Here is a 15632-nt window from a genome sequence, read left to right as displayed (position 1 = left end):
CGAGGTATAGATTGTTTAGTTGTTTTCAATAGTTTTATCGGAAATATATAAAAAAACTCAAGAAAAAATATAAAAAAGTATGGTTTTATTTCTTTGTTTTTTGGAAGATTACTTCAAATAGAAAATAGCTATATTTACACTCATTTTATTATTTATTTCATGGAAGAAAATAAACATGTAACGATATACGATATTGCTAAAAAATTAAATTTAGCAACTTCAACAATTTCCAGGGCTTTACAGGATCATCATACGATTAGCGATACAACAATAAAGAAAGTAAAAAAAACTGCAGAAGAAATGGGTTTTGTACCTAATACTTTAGCAGCAGGCTTACGTGGAAATAAAACCAAAACTATAGGCGTTTTGATTCCGACAGTTACCCAGCCTTTTTTATCTTCATTAATCAGCGGTATCGAAATTGCTGCTCAAAAATCCGGTTATACAGTAATCATTATGCAATCTCATGACTCAGCTGAAGAAGAAGCAAATATGGCGAAGTCTTTGTACAGCAATCGTGTAAGCGGTGTTATTTGTTCATTGGCTATGGAAACCAGGGATACGTCACATTTTTTGCAATTTTCGAATAATAATATTCCACTTGTTTTTGTTGACAGGGTTCCTAAGGATTTCAATACTTTCAGGGTTATCATCGATAATTATTCGGCAGGTTATAAAGCGACCAAACATCTTATAGAGCAGGGCTGCCTCCGAATCGCGCATTTAACTGCCGGATCTGAATTTGGTAATTTATATAATGAAAGGAGAAGAGGTTATATTGAAGCTTTAAAAGATCATAATTTGCCTGTGGATGAAGAGCTGATTGTGAATTTAAAATCGGTTACTTATGAAGAAGGAGTAATGGCAAGCAATAAATTGTTTGATTTAAACCCAATTCCCGATGGTATATTTGCGGCTGGGGATATTATTGCCGTAAGTGCCGTTCAGACGGCTAAAAAGCGAGGGATTAAAGTTCCGGAAGATGTTGCTGTTATTGGTTTTAATAATGACCCTATTTCTCAAATTATTGATCCACCTTTATCAACGATAACGCATCCGGCTGAAAAAATGGGCAAGGCCGCGGCTGATATTATCATTAAAAATCTAAAAAAAGCTAAAGGTGATGAGGTTAAGGAAATTACTTTTCTTAATACTGAGGTTTTGGCAAGGGAGTCTTCGGCTAGGAGGTAGTTTGGAGAGGTTCAAAAAAAATAGTGTTAATAATGGAAGATTCAATAATGTAAGTGAAGTTGTCAGAGCGGGTCTGCGTCTTTTAGAAGATGAAGAAAACAGAATAATTGCTTTAAGAAAAGCAATAAATGAGGGAATTGATAGTGGACGTGCAGTAGACTTTGATGCTAAAAAGTATCTTGAAGTTTTAAAAGCAAGAAAAAAATCAAATGGCTAAATACTATTTGACAAATAAAGCTGTTGAGGATTTATCTGAAATTTGGGATTATACAATTGAAGTTTGGTCTGAAATGCAAGCTGAAAACTATTACGGTTTGCTTTTATTAACCTGCGTGATTTGGCAAATAATCCACAACTTGGAAGGAATTATGATATAATTACAAAAGGAATATTAGGTTTTAAATCAGGCGAGCATATTGTCTTTTACTCAATTATATCAAAGATTGAAATAGAATTCGAAAGAATTCTTCACGGAATGATGGATTTGAAAAGCAAACTATAAAAAAATTATAATAGTCCATTAAGATCGTTACAATTTGGCTTTAAATTTAGAAATCTTAAAATTCTTAGATTTAATAATTTTGCCATCATCTGTAATCATGATACAGCTATAATCAGGATATTGATCAATAAAATCCATTCCGGTTTTTTTTCCGAGAACCATTAATGAGGTACTAAAACCATTTGCAGTTTCTGCTTTAGGACCAAAAACAGTAACACTGCACAGACCAGTTGCCGGATATCCAGTTGCCGGATTGATGATGTGCGAATATCGTTTACCGTTAAAAACTACATATTTTTCATAATTGCCTGATGTGGTTACAGCACCGTTATTCAAAGGAACAATAGCCAAAATTTTTTCAGGTTTAAATGGGTTCGTAATTCCGATTTTCCAGTCTTCTCCGTTCGGTTGCTTTCCCCAGGTGCTCATGTCACCGGATCCGTTTATGATTCCGGCTTTTATGCCTTTAGCGATCATCATGCTCCGGCATTTATCTGTTGCGTATCCCTCTCCCAAAGCACCAAAGCCAATTTTCATTCCTTTTAGTTTAAGAAAAATGGTGGAGTTTACACTGTCTAAAACAATATTTTTATACCCCACTTTCTCTACCGATTTTTTTATGGCTTCCGCCGAAGGCATTTCGGTCATGGATCCGTCAAATTTCCAAACACGGTCTAAGGCAGCAAAACTGACATCAAAAGCCCCACTGGTTTTTTTAGATAACTCGATTGCTCGTTGTGTCAATTCAAAAACTTCACGATCTACTTTTACGGGTTTAATTCCCGCATTTTGATTCACTTCAGAAACCTGTGAATCTGGTTTCCAGTCTGAAATCAGGTTTTCAATGCGGCTGATTTCTGCTATTACTTCATTAATATTTTGTTCTGCTGTCAGAGAATCATGAGCAACAATGCTAATATCAAAACGGCCACCCATTAGCAAAGTCGTTCTTTTACGCAACACCTGCGAATGCCCAGAAATACTTGAAATGAGGATAAAAAGAAGCAATATTTTATAATGAGATGATTTCACTTGGTATAAAAATATTAATAACAATCTGTTAGCAGTTGTCCGTTTTTCTTATAATCGTAAAGATTTTTAATGCTGTTCACTAAACATATTTCATTCAGAATTTCTTCAACGTCTTTTTGCATGGCTAGAGAACCGCAAATCATGATGAAGCCCCCTTGCTTTAATAAATCAACAAAAAAGGCTGCATCACGTTTTATCAGATCCATCACGTAAATATGTTCCGCTTCACGCGAAAGCGCCAGATGAAAACTCGTAAGTTTATGTTTCTCAATCATTTCATCTGAAAACTTTTTATAACGGGAAATCGTTTCGGTTTCCATTCTAAAACCACAGTATAAATGGATTTCCGTTTTCTTCTTGTTTTGCTCAATCATCCCAAGAAAAGGAGCAATCCCGGTTCCGTTGGAGATCATAGCTACTTTTGGAGCTTTGGCTGGAAAATGAAAAGCCTTGTTGGTTATGATTCGGGCTTTAAATGTATTTCCTGCTTCAAGATTATTTAAAAATCCCGAACCTAATCCGTGAGGATGCAGTTTGACAACTAACTGAATGTTTCCGGAATGATTTCCGATAGAGTAGAGGCGTTCACGGGAATCATTAGCGGGATAAATAGCCAGTAAATCTCCAGAGCTGAATTTAGTGCGCATATTGGCACGTAAGGTTAAGATAAAAGTATGTTCGGTTTTAGAAATAGCTGTTTTGTCTAAAACCATGAGTTTTTGCAGTCCTTTAGGAACATGATTGTATAAAGACGGAGTAACAGCTAATGGAATTCCTGTTTTTTTGCTCCATAACTTCACCCAGTTTACAAACTCAACAGCCGACTTATCATTAACAGTCTGAAGTTCCAGAAAGCGTTCAGCCCAATTTTGGGTTTCTAAAAGCTGATCGATTTCGATTGCAAATCTGCAAAAGTCAGGATACGATTCTGAACCAAAGCCAACAACAGAAAAATTGATTTTCTGTTGTTGATGCTGCTTGTGCAAAAGCGATTTAAACTGCGTTCCGTTTGATGGGGCGTCACCTAAGCCATGTGTTGAAGAAAACACAATAATATGCTCTGCTTTAGGATAAACAGAAAACCGGTTTAATTCGGATACAAAAGCTTTGTGTCCCTGATCGGTTAGTTGTTTCAGAATTGCATTGGCAAACCTGAAAGTACTTCCGTTTTCAGAACCAACTAAAAGAATGATGGTGCTTTCGTGAGCTTTATATTTGTTTTTTATCCGGCTGGATCGTCGTTTTAAAGTAATTGCAAATCCCGAATAAATAAAGAATAGAATATTAATACAGGCTAAAGCTAAAATTATAGCCCAGACCGCATTTATTCTTCCCGTATGAAGATCAAGACTTAATGCTGATAACTTAAGGGCACCGGGAAAACGTTTTTCTGAAACAACGACTCCTGTAACCTGATTTACTTCAATTTCACGGTCTTTTAATTCGATGATGTAGTATTCTTCCGGATCATCCGAAAAAGGGAATTCGATTTTTTTTATGTCAGAAAGAAAGGTGTTTTTGAATATGGAAGTTTTTTTGGCTTCTTCTGATACTTCAGTTTTTACAGGTTTTGTTTTTTCATCACCCATAAAAAAATGGAATCTTTCAAGTGAAAGATAAACTCCGGTAAGTGCAATAATCAAAATCGGAATCAAAGCCAGTCGTCCCAAAATGACATGATAGTACTGCGCAAAATATTCTTTAATGACTTTAGAAAAGAAATTTCGGATTCCGCGCTGTCTTTTTAAAACAAGTACGAAACCCGAAATTGATATTAGTAACAGGCAAAAAGAGATTACACCCACAAAAATTCGTCCAGCTTCATGAAGAAACAAAGAGCGATGAAAGCCTGTAATCCATTGAATAAATTCACTTTTTTTCTCAGGCGTACCTAATATTTTACCGGTTTTAGGATCTATGTAAGCATTGATTTCATCTCCATTTTCGTCGATTGCCTGTAGGGTTACAAACTGGTTGTAATCGATACTCAACTCTGTAATTTCAGGATATATTTCTCTTAATACTGGCAGTGCTTCCCCTAAAGTGATCTGGTCAAAATGCGTTGCTTTGTATGGTAATGTTTTTTCCTGAGCTGCATCGATTGCCAGAATGATTCCGGTTACCGAAGCCAAAATTAAAAATACGGAAGAAAATAAGGCCAGGGAAAGGTGAGCGTAACGCCAGAAAGATAAAGTCATTGCGTGTATTGTAGAGAAATAATCAGATTATATTTTGTTCAATCTTACGTATCTGATGTACCCTTTTCCTTCTGTTTTTTCAGCAAGAGCTTCAGTGGTAAGCGGAATTTCAAGATCGTTCACGTAATATTTCTGATCTTCAACAGCCGATTCAAAACGTAATTTATAGCCTTTGTTAATTTTAGAATCTTCAATTTCTATAGAAGTAATACTGCGGTCTCCACCGGTAACAGAAGCACCAGTTTTGGCACTGATATCTTCAGTTTTTTTAGTATGAAATTTGTTCCATTCTTTCAGTGATTTATACCATTTTTTATCGTCACCCATTACATAAAGCGTTTTTTCATACTCTCCTTTGGCATTGATAAGCGAAACTACAATATAAGCTCCTTCTCCCATGTAGTTTGACATTTGAAGCATACATTTATATTTTGAGGTCTGTGCATTTAAGGTAAAAGAAACAAGACATATAAGGACACCCGTAAGAGCAGATTTAATAATAGTTTTCATTTGAAATTGATTTGTTTTATTTGGAATTTAAAATTGTGAATTGTACTAGGGTTACTTTAAAAATTCAACTGAAATATTATTTTTTGTAAGTGACTCATTTTCTTTTGCAAGAGCATAAGCATTTTCGTCAAATTCAGTGATAATTTCTTTTTTTGCACCAATAGATAAAAGATATTTCAGGATTGTATCATCTTTAGCAACCATTGCAGCTTTATGAAGAGCTGTTAATCCGTCTTTGTTTTTGGCATTGATGTCGATGTTTAAGTCAGCCATTTTTTTAAGCAGTGCTAAATCATTTTTGATAATGGCCACATGGTATAATGTATTTCCGTCTTTTTGAGGAGTGGCTAAGTTTAATCCTTTATCCTGTAATAATTTTATTTTGCTCGCAAAAGGATCTTGTTTTGCGTTAGCGTTATCGTTACCTCGCCCCATCATTTGCGGACGATAAGACTGAACAAGATAAACACCTAAATTATTACCGTCTTTGTCTTTTACATTTACATCGGCACCTTTGGCTAAAAGCAAACTTACAGCTTCAGGTGTTCCGTATTTTACTGCATTTGTCAAGGCAGATTCTCCTTTTAAATTTTGAAGGTTTACATTTTTTGTTGTAGTAATGAAAAGTTCCAGAGCAGAGGTTTCTCTTGCAGCAGCAGCAGCCATTAACGGAGTTGTTCCTTCTTTATCTGCTTTATTGGGATCAACGCCTTTGCTTATGAAATAGTTGATAATTTCTATCTGGTTTGGTTTTCCTGCCAAAAGATGCAAAACATTTTGCCCTGAATTATTTATTGCAGTTGGTTTGATTTTTACTTCTTCAACCAGATATTTGTAGGTTTCGATTGTATTGCTTTCTCTACGGCTTCCTTGTGCAGCAGTAAAAAGTGCATTATCATTTGGCTTAACTCCTTTTTCAATAAGTTTTTTCAATAATGCTATATTTCCGGATCTTGCAGCATAAGTAAAGGCTGTATTGCCTTCGCTGTCAATATCTTTTAAAGACATTCCTTTCGTAGTAAAGTATTCAGCAGCTTTTAATTCTTTATCAGATGAAATGGCCAATAATAATAAGTTAGCACCATTTTGGTATTTTTTCTTAGGATCTATTCCGGCTTTAAAAAAAGCTTCATAAATTTCAGGATTGTTTTGACCGCTGCTGGCTGCTGCCGTTACAGGGAACGCACCGTGGCTGTCCTCTAAGTTGACATCAGATCCTTTAGCGATCAGATATTTTACAATTTCAGCATTTCCTTTTCCTGAAGCCCAGTGAAGATAAATTCTGTTATCGTGTGTTGGCTTGTTTATTTCATTTCCTGGCTGTTCCAATAAGAATTTTATAGTTTCTGTTGGAGCATCATTATTGATCGCCATTACAACTGGATCAAAAGCATTTGATGTTGAGGCAGACGGACTGTTTCCTTTTGCTATTTCAGCCTTTACAGCTTCAATATTGGGTGTCGTTTTCCAGAAAGACTGATCTAGTAAAGTATTTTTTTGCTGAGCATCTACAAATAACGTAACCGCAAATGCAAAAGAAACAAGTAAATTATTTTTCATAAAATGGTAAATGTTTTTGGGCAAAAGTTATCGAAATGATTTTTTAGATACTTTAAAACTCAAAAGGTTTAAAATTTGCTGAACTTCTTAGTTATTTAGAATAAATAAAAATAAGGCAAATATAAAAATAAATAATAAAATACCAATGTTTATTTTAGAGCCTGTTTAAAATTTAAATATTTAGATTTTTATGAGATTATTTTTCGATAGATGAGGCAAATTTTGAAAGAATAATAGACTTATTTTTGAGTAAATTTAACGAAATATAGCGGAAAATAAGCCGTAAAAAGCAATTAGATAAAATCTAAACAGGCTCTTAGCTAAGAGAAAGTTTTTAAAGATAATGAACATCAATGAAATTTGATATTGTTATTGCTTTTGTTATTACTAAAAGCGTCAGTTCAAGTGTTTTTGGCTGAGGGAAACGTAACAAAATGCATGTAGGACCAATTTTAATGATAATTTTTCTGTTCTTTTACCATTTTCTAATTAAAATTAACTCACAAAAAATGATCATCAAAACTAATTACAACCAACGACTTAATAATAATTTATTTTACGTTTCATAATGTAGAATTATATAATTAATAAGACAAATTCTATAATTTTTTCTAGTTTAATTTTTAGATTTTTGAATTTAATTTTTGAATTTAAATCCCAAATTGAAATGAAAAATACAAGCTACATGATCAGTCTTTCGATGTCAGTATTCACATTAATGAGCTGCTCAAATGATGACAAAGCATCGAGTGATCCCGGTACTCCAACAAGTCCGGTTGAGAATAATTCACCCAACACAGCTTATACCCCTGCTTTTGAAGGTCAAACCCGAATTGGCGGGCTTCAGACTAATACAGCGTATGAAGCAAAAATTATCACTTCAGGATTAACAAGTCCGTGGGGTATCAAAAGTCTTCCTGACGGCAGGCTTCTGGTTACAGAGAAAACAAAAGGAACTTTACGAATTGTAAAAGTCACCGGAGAAGTAAGTGCGGCAATTACAGGTTTGCCGACCGTAAATCCGTCAAATCAGGGTGGTCTATTAGGCTTATGTCTTGATCCTGATTTTGCATCGAACCGTATGATTTACTGGGTCTTTGCTGAAGCAGGAACAGGAGGAAATAGAACAGCAGTTGCCAAAGGAAAATTATCAAATGATGAAAAAACAATCGAAGGCGCTACAGTGATTTATCGTGCAAATCCGGCAAATCCAAGTGATCTTCATTATGGTGGACGTATTCTTTTTGATAAAACCGGAAACCTTATCGTTAGTACAGGAGAACGTTCTGTTTTAGAAACCAGACCTTTTGCTCAGTCAGTTACAGCTGCCTTAGGAAAAGTAATCCGTATAACTAAAGACGGACAGCCAGCCTCAGGCAATCCAAATTTTAATCAACCAGGAGCTTTGCCAGAGTTGTATAGTATTGGACACAGAAATCCGCAGGGTCTGGCACTTCATCCAGATACTGGTGAAATCTGGCTGAGCGAACATGGACCACGCGGAGGCGATGAAATTAACCGATTAAAAGCGGGCAGTAACTACGGATGGCCTGTTATTACTTACGGAATTGAGTATGGCGGACAGAAGATAGGTGAAGGAATTCAGAAAAAAGAGGGTATGGAACAGCCTGTTTATTACTGGGATCCGGTTGTGTCGCCGAGCGGAATGACATTTTATAAAGGTCATCGTGTACCAGAATGGGAGAACAGCTTGTTTATAGGTGCATTGAGTGGTCAGCACATTATACGTCTTGCCATTAAAGACAATCGTGTTATTGGTGAAGAAAGACTTTTGGTTAGCGAAGGTCAGCGATTTAGAGATATTACCCAGGGAAATGACGGAGCTTTGTATGCTGTTACAGATGGTGGAAGACTGTATAAAATCGATAAAAAATAAAGAATTTCAGCAGATTTTTTATCTGAAAATAGTAATAGCTGGGAGACAATCTTCCGGCTTTTTTTTGGAACCTTATTAAGAAAAAAATAACAGAAAGATATTCAATTCTAATGTTATTTTAATGTTGACCATAAAATTTCGTCCTAACTTGCGCCTTATTAAGAAAAGGAAAATGTTGAGCAGAATTAAAAATAGTATCTTTTGTAAATGCCTTCAGGCGTTGCTAATCGGCTATTTTCTAATCAGCAGTATGAATATATCAAATAGTTTTGAACACATTATAGCTGATAATGCAGAAACTGTTACCGTTAAAGGTATGGCTTGTAATTTTCTTAAAAAAATATTCAAATGTGACGGAATCTCTGAGGAACTGGATGATTACGGGACAAAAGAAACGAAGGCTACTAAAATGGCAAAAGGAGTTCCTTTATTAGATTATTTGATTCCATTAAATACGTCATTGTCTGTTTTGTACTTTCAGATTAGTTTAAAAAGGAAAAAATATATTGATAATCAGATATTTTCATTTGGTTTTCATGGTAAAATTCATTTACCTCCTCCCCGGTTTATAATATAAATACTTAATTTTGTATATGTTGGAGCAATCTGGCATTTTTACTGTGGTTTTTACCGTACATTGCATTCATTAAAATCGTATTTATTATATAAATTCATGACACCATTAAAACGTTTTTACAATCTGCTTCATCTTGACAAACGCGATGTATATCAAATCATTTTTTATGCAGCTTTTGCAGGATTAGTAAATCTTTCACTGCCTTTAGGTATTCAGGCAATTATTAATTTTATCCAGAGCGGACAATTAAGTGTTTCCTGGATTGTACTTGTAATTTTGGTTACAATAGGAGTTGGTTTCGGAGGAGTCCTGACCATCTTACAGCTTCGGATAGTTGAAAATCTGCAGCAACGAATTTTTGTACGGTCTTCATTTGAATTTGCCTACAAAATGCCCTTGATTAAATTTAAGGAGATGTATTCAGAATATGCTCCGGAAAAAGCCAATCGTTTTTTCGATACCTTGACGGTGCAAAAAGGAACTGCAAAACTTTTACTAGATTTTTGTACTGCTTTTTTACAGGTGGGTCTCGGAATCATATTATTGGTTTTGTACCATTCTTTCTTTACCGTAATCGGTCTTTTGTTTATCGTAATTTTATATGTTATTTTTAAATTTTCATACAAAGACGGACTTGAAACGAGTCTGAACGAATCAAAATTTAAGTATAAAGTAGCGGCCTGGCTTCAGGAAATTGCACGTAATCGTGATAGTTTTCGGAAAAAAGGAGGTTTTGAATATGCGCTGGAAAGAAACGATGAATATGTAAGTAAATACCTTAATTATCGTGAAAAGCATTTTCAGGTTATGAAAAAACAATACATTCAGCTAATTATTTTTAAAGTCATTGTTACAGCTGCCCTTTTATCTATTGGTGGTTTTCTGGTAATTCACAATCAAATGAACATAGGGCAGTTTGTGGCAGCTGAAATCGTAATTGTTTTACTTATTAATTCGGTTGAGAAAATCATCTTCGGACTGGAATCTTTTTATGATGTGCTAACTTCTCTGGAGAAAATCGGACAGGTGACTGATATGGAAACTTCATGTATTCCAGTGACATCTGCTATTACTGAAACAGGGATTAATATTGAAACTGAAAGTATAGGGTATAATTATCCAAATCACAATAAAAAGTCGCTTAAAAATATCAATCTGAAAATAAATCAGGGCGAAAAGATCATTTTGAGAGGGACAAACGGAGCAGGAAAGAGTACTTTACTTCGTTTATTGTCAGGACTTCTTGAACCAGAAAGCGGTGCGATATATGTAACTGATAATTATATGAACCGTCTCAACGAAGATACCTACAGGGCACAGGCGGGAACTTATTTACAAGGAGATACACTTTTTGCCGGAACTATTCGGGAAAACATTCTTTTTGGAAACGAAACCTTGAATAATGATGATCTTAAATGGGCTTTAGACAATGTCTGCCTGACACCCGATATTAAAACATTCCCGAACGGACTGGAACATCAGGTGCATCCGGGAGGTAATGAGCTTTCGGCGTCAGATATTCAGAAGATTCTTTTAGCCAGAAGTATTGTGCACAAGCCTAATATCTTATTTCTTGAAGATCCCGTTGATAAAATGGATGAAATGACTTCTGGTAAAATTATCGATTTTTTACTCTCTGAAGAAAATGACTGGACGGTAATTGTAACTTCTAAAAGCGATGTCTGGAAGAACAAATGTGACCGTATGATAACAATTGATGACGGAAAAATTATTAACGACATAAAGCTTTAATCATGCTCAATATATCTAAAGATAATAACGTACTGATAAGTCCGGGTAAATACAAGTCTATTACAAGCGTTGCCCGCAGACCGCATTATAAAATTTTAAATAAGGTTATAGTAGGTTTTTTGATTTTTCTAATTGGATGCCTTTTTCTGCCATGGACACAGAATATATCCGGAACAGGTTCGGTAACTACTTTAAAACCAGACCAGAGACCTCAGACGGTGCATACCGCCATTGCCGGAAGGATTGAAAAGTGGTATGTAAAGGAAGGTGATTATGTAAAAAAAGGGGATACGATTGTTTTTATTTCTGAAGTAAAAGAGGATTATCTGGATCCAAATCTTGTTGCAAATACTAAACAACAAGTTGATGCCAAGAAAATGGCTGTAGAATCATATGGTGACAAAGTAAATTCGCTTGAAGTTCAGGCACAATCTCTGAATGCCGAACGAGAGTTAAAATTACAGCAGGCACAGAATAAGATCAGACAGGCACAGCTGAAAATTAAAAGCGACAGTATGGATCTTGAAGCGATAAAAACGCAGCTAAGAATTGCTAAAACGCAATTTGACCGTTCGACAGCCCTTAATAAAGAAGGTTTAAAACCACTTACAGATGTCGAGCAGAAAAGATTAAAACTTCAGGAATCTGAAGCCTATATCGTTACACAGCAAAATAAGCTTTTGAGCAGTAAAAATGAATTGATCAATGCAAAAGTCGAAATAAACCGAATTACAGCAGAATATACTGAAAAAATTTCAAAATCAAAAAGCGATAAGTTTACTGCTTTAAGCACGCAATACGATACAGAAGCTCAGGTAAGTAAACTGGAGAATCAATATGTAAATTACCGTCTTAGGAATGGTTTGTACTACATTACAGCACCACAAAGCGGATACGTAAACCGTGCTTTGCTTGCAGGTTTGGGGGAAACTATTAAAGAAGGGACTCCAATTGTCAGCATTATGCCTGCCTCTTATGATATCGCAGTAGAAACTTATGTTGATCCTATCGATCTTCCATTGGTACGTCGTGGAGCGAAAGTACGTGTGTGGTTTGACGGATGGCCGAGAATCGTATTTTCGGGCTGGCCTGGATTATCTTATGGAACTTATGGCGGAAAAATTGTCGCAATTGAAAATTTTATCAGTTCTAATGGAAAATACAGGGTTTTGGTTTCACCTGACGGACCTGATAATAAATGGCCAAAAGAATTGAGCATCGGGGCAGGTGCACAGAGTATTGCATTATTGGAGACTGTTTCAGTAGGGTACGAAATATGGCGTAATCTGAATGGTTTTCCTCCAAATTATTATAAAGCAGATGAAAAAGAGGCGAAGGATGGTAAAGACAAAAAATAAATTGAGACATGCTGCTGTACTGTTTTCTTTCTTGTTCTTATTCGGCTTTTCTAATTTATATAGTCAGGATTTTAATAAAGAAGAACTGAGTTACAGCGAGTTTTTAGGATATGTAAAAAAATATCATCCGCTAGTAAAGCAGGCCAATCTTGAGATTAGTACTGCTCAGGCCGCATTGATGCAGGCTCGTGGAGGATTTGATCCTAAAATCGAAGTAGATTATAATAAAAAAGAGTTTAAAGGAACTGAGTATTATTCGTTATTAAACAGCAGTTTTAAAATCCCAACCTGGTACGGAATCGAAATCAAAGCCGGTTTTGATCAGACAGACGGACAATACTACAATCCACAGAATCGTACTCCTGAAGCCGGTCTGACTTCTTTAGGAATCAATGTTGCTTTAGGGCAGGGAATGTTCATCAACCAGCGAATGGCAGATGTAAGGGAAGGCAAGCTGCAGGTAAAACTGAGTGATGCCCAGCGAAAACTAAGAGCAATCGAGGTTTTATACAAAGCCAGCGAAGCGTATTTTGAATGGAGAAAAAGTTATAATGAAGCAGAGTTATATAAACGATACCTTGGATTTGCGAGTACGCGTTTTCAGGGGGTAAAAAAACTGATTGAACTGGGTGATGCGCCATCAATTGATAGTGTAGAAGCTGGAATTACTGTTCGAAATCGCGAATTAAACGTAGAAAACGGAAACTTGAAATTAGCGAAAGCAAAATTGTACCTGTCGAATTATTTATGGATCGAAAACGTACCTGTTGTACTGGATGATAGTGTTAAACCGGAAGAAAATTTAATTAAAACGCTTCAAGAAACGCTGAGAACACATGCCATGATGGTTGATGTTGAAACGCTGGATGCTCATCCAAAAATCCAGGCTCTTGAAACCAAAATGTCAATTCTTGAAGTTGGAAGGCAGTTAAAAGCGAATTCATTGCTTCCTAAGTTAAATGTTGGCTACAACTATATTTCTGAACCTTCCTACTTTAATTCTTTCAATGCCGATGATTATAAGTTTAACGTCGATTTTAGTATTCCGATTTTTTTGAGAAAAGAACGCGGAAGCCTGAAACTGGCAAAACTTAAAATTCAGGATTTAAAATATGATATTGATCAGCAGCGACTGGAACTTAAAAATAAAATCAAAGCACAGCAGACCGAAATTGCTTCTTTAAAAAAGCAGAAAAATGTCATTGATAATCTGGTAAATGATTATAAAACAATGCTTGATTCTGAAGAAAAACTGTTTTCCTTTGGCGAAAGTTCTATATTCCTGATCAATTCAAGGGAAAATAATCTGGTGAGTGCTAAGCTATCGCAAATCAGCATCGAAAATCAGTTTTATATTTCAAATGCCGAATTGTTTAAAATACTAGCAAATCCTGACTGATATTTTTTTCTTTTTCAAGCCACTTATTTATTCAGGTAAAATAAGTGGTTTTTTATTTTAATTAAGTTGTTCAGAAGTTGTTGTTCTGATACAATGTTCGGTTCCCAGATAAAGCGGATTTCCATGTTTTTCGGACCAGAATCCTTCCAGTAAATCTTTGGTGATACAGCGGTAAACGGCAATTCCTTTGTATGTTTTTTTATCTTCGCCTTTATAACTAAAATGGATTACGAGGATATTATCTTTAAAAAAACCAGAACCTTTTTGTTCATGATTACCAATCATCCACTTGGCGTCAATCCGGTTGTTTTCATCAAGAGAAAGCGTCAGTATGCCTTTATAAGTCATTTCATGTGAACCATCCTGATTGCTTCCGGAAACGGAATAGCTGCCAATTAAATCTTGTATGTTCATTTACTTTATTTAGGTTTTTAAAGAAACAGGTAAATATAGTAAAAATAATATTTTGACTTCATTATAACCATTCTCCCGAATCATTGTAATCATTTGGCAAGTAAGTAAGATACTGAACCATTCTTGGAGATTTTCCTTTATTAGGGGTGGCACAATGTGGCAGCGTATTGTTCCATATTATAAAATCGCCGGCATTACCTGTAACAGGTTTTGGTTGTAATGTTTCAATAGCTTTTTCACGCGGATTTTCATCGGGGTCAAGATTATCCAACCATTGATTTATTTGATTATGAAAACCCGGAACACAGTGAAATGCACCATCATCAGATCCGCAATCAGTTAAGTAAAGCAGACCCTGAAGTCCGAAAGTGAGTGGTTTTTTTAGGCTGGTGTCCCAATGAAGTGGACTCCCTAAAAAGGTAAACTTACCGTTTTCAGGAGGATTAAAACTTACTTTGTCAATTGTTTTATAAATATTGCTGGTTTTGTAAAGTTGCTCATAAGCCTTTTTTATTAAAGGTGAAAAACGGTTTTTATTTAGAGTTTCATGGTCAGAAAAATTAAGCATCAATCCTTTTTGATCCTCATGTCTCATATACCAGGTTTCTTTTTTGTCCGGATCCATTTGTAAATATTCCCAGATAGCTTTTTGTGTAGCTTCGCAGTCTTCTTTTGAAATAGCCTTTTTTACCACTACGTAACCATTTTTATCCCAGAATTCAAGGTCTTCTTCAGTAAGTACATTTTCTGTCAGATCTTCGTTTTCAGGAGCAATATCTTTTTTTTTGTCATTAACCCAGGATTTGAAAGTTTCAAAATCAGGCTTTTTGCTATATAAAAACTGTAAAGTGTCTTCCATGCCTATACCCAGCTGAAATAAAGTTTTAATCTCGTTGTTCCAGGTGTTGTCATCTTTTTTTTCAGAAGAAAAATGATTAGGATTTACTGAGCGTTTCCATAAATTTTCAAGAATAGTCCAGGGCATATGTGTCAGTTTTGAGGTTATTAAAAATCAGAATAAACTCAAAAATAATCCTTTTGATTAAAATAATTGTTCTTAATTAGATCTAATTGATACAAGCACTACTATATCTTGGAGATTTGAAAAGATGACTATGTCTGAAATTATAGTTTTTATATCTTTTTTATTGTGATTTTTTAAATTATTGATAATTTTAGTGCTAATTTAGGCTTTACAATTTAATATAAACTAATATTGAAGAATTTTTTTATAACATTGAT

Annotated in this window: 15 protein-coding genes; 9 read left to right on the top strand and 6 right to left on the bottom strand. The window is 35.1% G+C overall.

Annotated features, from left to right (window positions below):
* Nucleotides 1–159: 159 nt before the first annotated feature.
* Genes ACNC7R_RS12915 through ACNC7R_RS12900 form a run of 4 tightly spaced genes read left to right on the top strand, consistent with a single transcriptional unit; the run spans nucleotide 160 to nucleotide 1693 of the window.
* Complete coding sequence (locus tag ACNC7R_RS12915; RefSeq protein ID WP_417941489.1) at nucleotides 160–1191, top strand: LacI family DNA-binding transcriptional regulator; 1032 nt, start codon at nucleotides 160–162, stop codon at nucleotides 1189–1191.
* Entirely contained in the window at nucleotides 1124–1408 is a 285-nt protein-coding gene (locus ACNC7R_RS12910) for a type II toxin-antitoxin system ParD family antitoxin (protein WP_417941488.1), read from the top strand. The genes ACNC7R_RS12915 and ACNC7R_RS12910 overlap by 68 nt, the downstream gene beginning before the upstream one ends.
* Entirely contained in the window at nucleotides 1401–1568 is a 168-nt protein-coding gene (locus ACNC7R_RS12905; RefSeq protein WP_417943207.1) for a type II toxin-antitoxin system RelE/ParE family toxin, read from the top strand. The genes ACNC7R_RS12910 and ACNC7R_RS12905 overlap by 8 nt, the downstream gene beginning before the upstream one ends.
* Nucleotides 1529–1693, top strand: a complete 165-nt coding sequence (locus tag ACNC7R_RS12900; protein WP_417941487.1) for a type II toxin-antitoxin system RelE/ParE family toxin — start codon at nucleotides 1529–1531, stop codon at nucleotides 1691–1693. Before ACNC7R_RS12905 ends, ACNC7R_RS12900 begins: the two co-directional genes overlap by 40 nt.
* Nucleotides 1694–1720: 27 nt before the next feature.
* Here the strand turns inward: ACNC7R_RS12900 and ACNC7R_RS12895 are convergent, their stop codons facing one another.
* The 4 genes from ACNC7R_RS12895 to ACNC7R_RS12880 all read right to left on the bottom strand — a co-directional run bounded on the left by ACNC7R_RS12895 (nucleotide 1721) and on the right by ACNC7R_RS12880 (nucleotide 6993).
* The gene (locus tag ACNC7R_RS12895; protein WP_417943172.1) at nucleotides 1721–2629 is read right to left on the bottom strand and encodes an FAD:protein FMN transferase; all 909 of its coding nucleotides are present in this window, start codon (nucleotides 2627–2629) and stop codon (nucleotides 1721–1723) included.
* A gap of 110 nt (nucleotides 2630–2739) precedes the next feature.
* A complete protein-coding gene (locus ACNC7R_RS12890; protein WP_417941486.1) occupies nucleotides 2740–4923 on the bottom strand; it encodes a PepSY domain-containing protein in 2184 nt (727 codons plus the stop codon).
* A gap of 27 nt (nucleotides 4924–4950) precedes the next feature.
* Nucleotides 4951–5433: a DUF2271 domain-containing protein gene (locus ACNC7R_RS12885; protein WP_417941485.1), complete on the bottom strand. Its 483-nt coding sequence runs from the start codon at nucleotides 5431–5433 to the stop codon at nucleotides 4951–4953.
* Between the two features lie 51 nt (nucleotides 5434–5484).
* Nucleotides 5485–6993 (bottom strand): ankyrin repeat domain-containing protein, encoded by a 1509-nt coding sequence (locus tag ACNC7R_RS12880; RefSeq protein ID WP_417941484.1) that lies wholly within the window; start codon nucleotides 6991–6993, stop codon nucleotides 5485–5487.
* Nucleotides 6994–7660: 667 nt separating this feature from the next.
* On the opposite strand from ACNC7R_RS12880, the gene ACNC7R_RS12875 reads away from it, so the two are divergent.
* The 5 genes from ACNC7R_RS12875 to ACNC7R_RS12855 all read left to right on the top strand — a co-directional run bounded on the left by ACNC7R_RS12875 (nucleotide 7661) and on the right by ACNC7R_RS12855 (nucleotide 13976).
* A complete protein-coding gene (locus ACNC7R_RS12875; RefSeq protein WP_417941483.1) occupies nucleotides 7661–8890 on the top strand; it encodes a PQQ-dependent sugar dehydrogenase in 1230 nt (409 codons plus the stop codon).
* A gap of 250 nt (nucleotides 8891–9140) precedes the next feature.
* Nucleotides 9141–9467 (top strand): hypothetical protein, encoded by a 327-nt coding sequence (locus tag ACNC7R_RS12870; RefSeq protein ID WP_417941482.1) that lies wholly within the window; start codon nucleotides 9141–9143, stop codon nucleotides 9465–9467.
* Nucleotides 9468–9563: 96 nt separating this feature from the next.
* Nucleotides 9564–11219: a peptidase domain-containing ABC transporter gene (locus ACNC7R_RS12865; RefSeq protein ID WP_417941481.1), complete on the top strand. Its 1656-nt coding sequence runs from the start codon at nucleotides 9564–9566 to the stop codon at nucleotides 11217–11219.
* 2 nt (nucleotides 11220–11221) lie between these two features.
* Nucleotides 11222–12577, top strand: a complete 1356-nt coding sequence (locus ACNC7R_RS12860) for an HlyD family secretion protein (RefSeq protein WP_417941480.1) — start codon at nucleotides 11222–11224, stop codon at nucleotides 12575–12577.
* Nucleotides 12558–13976, top strand: a complete 1419-nt coding sequence (locus ACNC7R_RS12855; RefSeq protein ID WP_417941479.1) for a TolC family protein — start codon at nucleotides 12558–12560, stop codon at nucleotides 13974–13976. The genes ACNC7R_RS12860 and ACNC7R_RS12855 overlap by 20 nt, the downstream gene beginning before the upstream one ends.
* Nucleotides 13977–14033: 57 nt before the next feature.
* Here the strand turns inward: ACNC7R_RS12855 and ACNC7R_RS12850 are convergent, their stop codons facing one another.
* Both ACNC7R_RS12850 and ACNC7R_RS12845 read right to left on the bottom strand, forming a co-directional pair.
* On the bottom strand, nucleotides 14034–14390 hold the full coding sequence (locus tag ACNC7R_RS12850; RefSeq protein ID WP_417941478.1) for a hypothetical protein: 357 nt from the start codon (nucleotides 14388–14390) through the stop codon (nucleotides 14034–14036).
* Between the two features lie 61 nt (nucleotides 14391–14451).
* Entirely contained in the window at nucleotides 14452–15375 is a 924-nt protein-coding gene (locus ACNC7R_RS12845) for a phytanoyl-CoA dioxygenase family protein (RefSeq protein WP_417941477.1), read from the bottom strand.
* Between the last annotated feature and the right edge of the window lie 257 nt (nucleotides 15376–15632).

It is taken from the genome of Flavobacterium adiutor, assembly GCF_048282555.1.
Classification (GTDB): domain Bacteria; phylum Bacteroidota; class Bacteroidia; order Flavobacteriales; family Flavobacteriaceae; genus Flavobacterium.
This window is presented reverse-complemented; position numbering and strand designations above follow the sequence as displayed.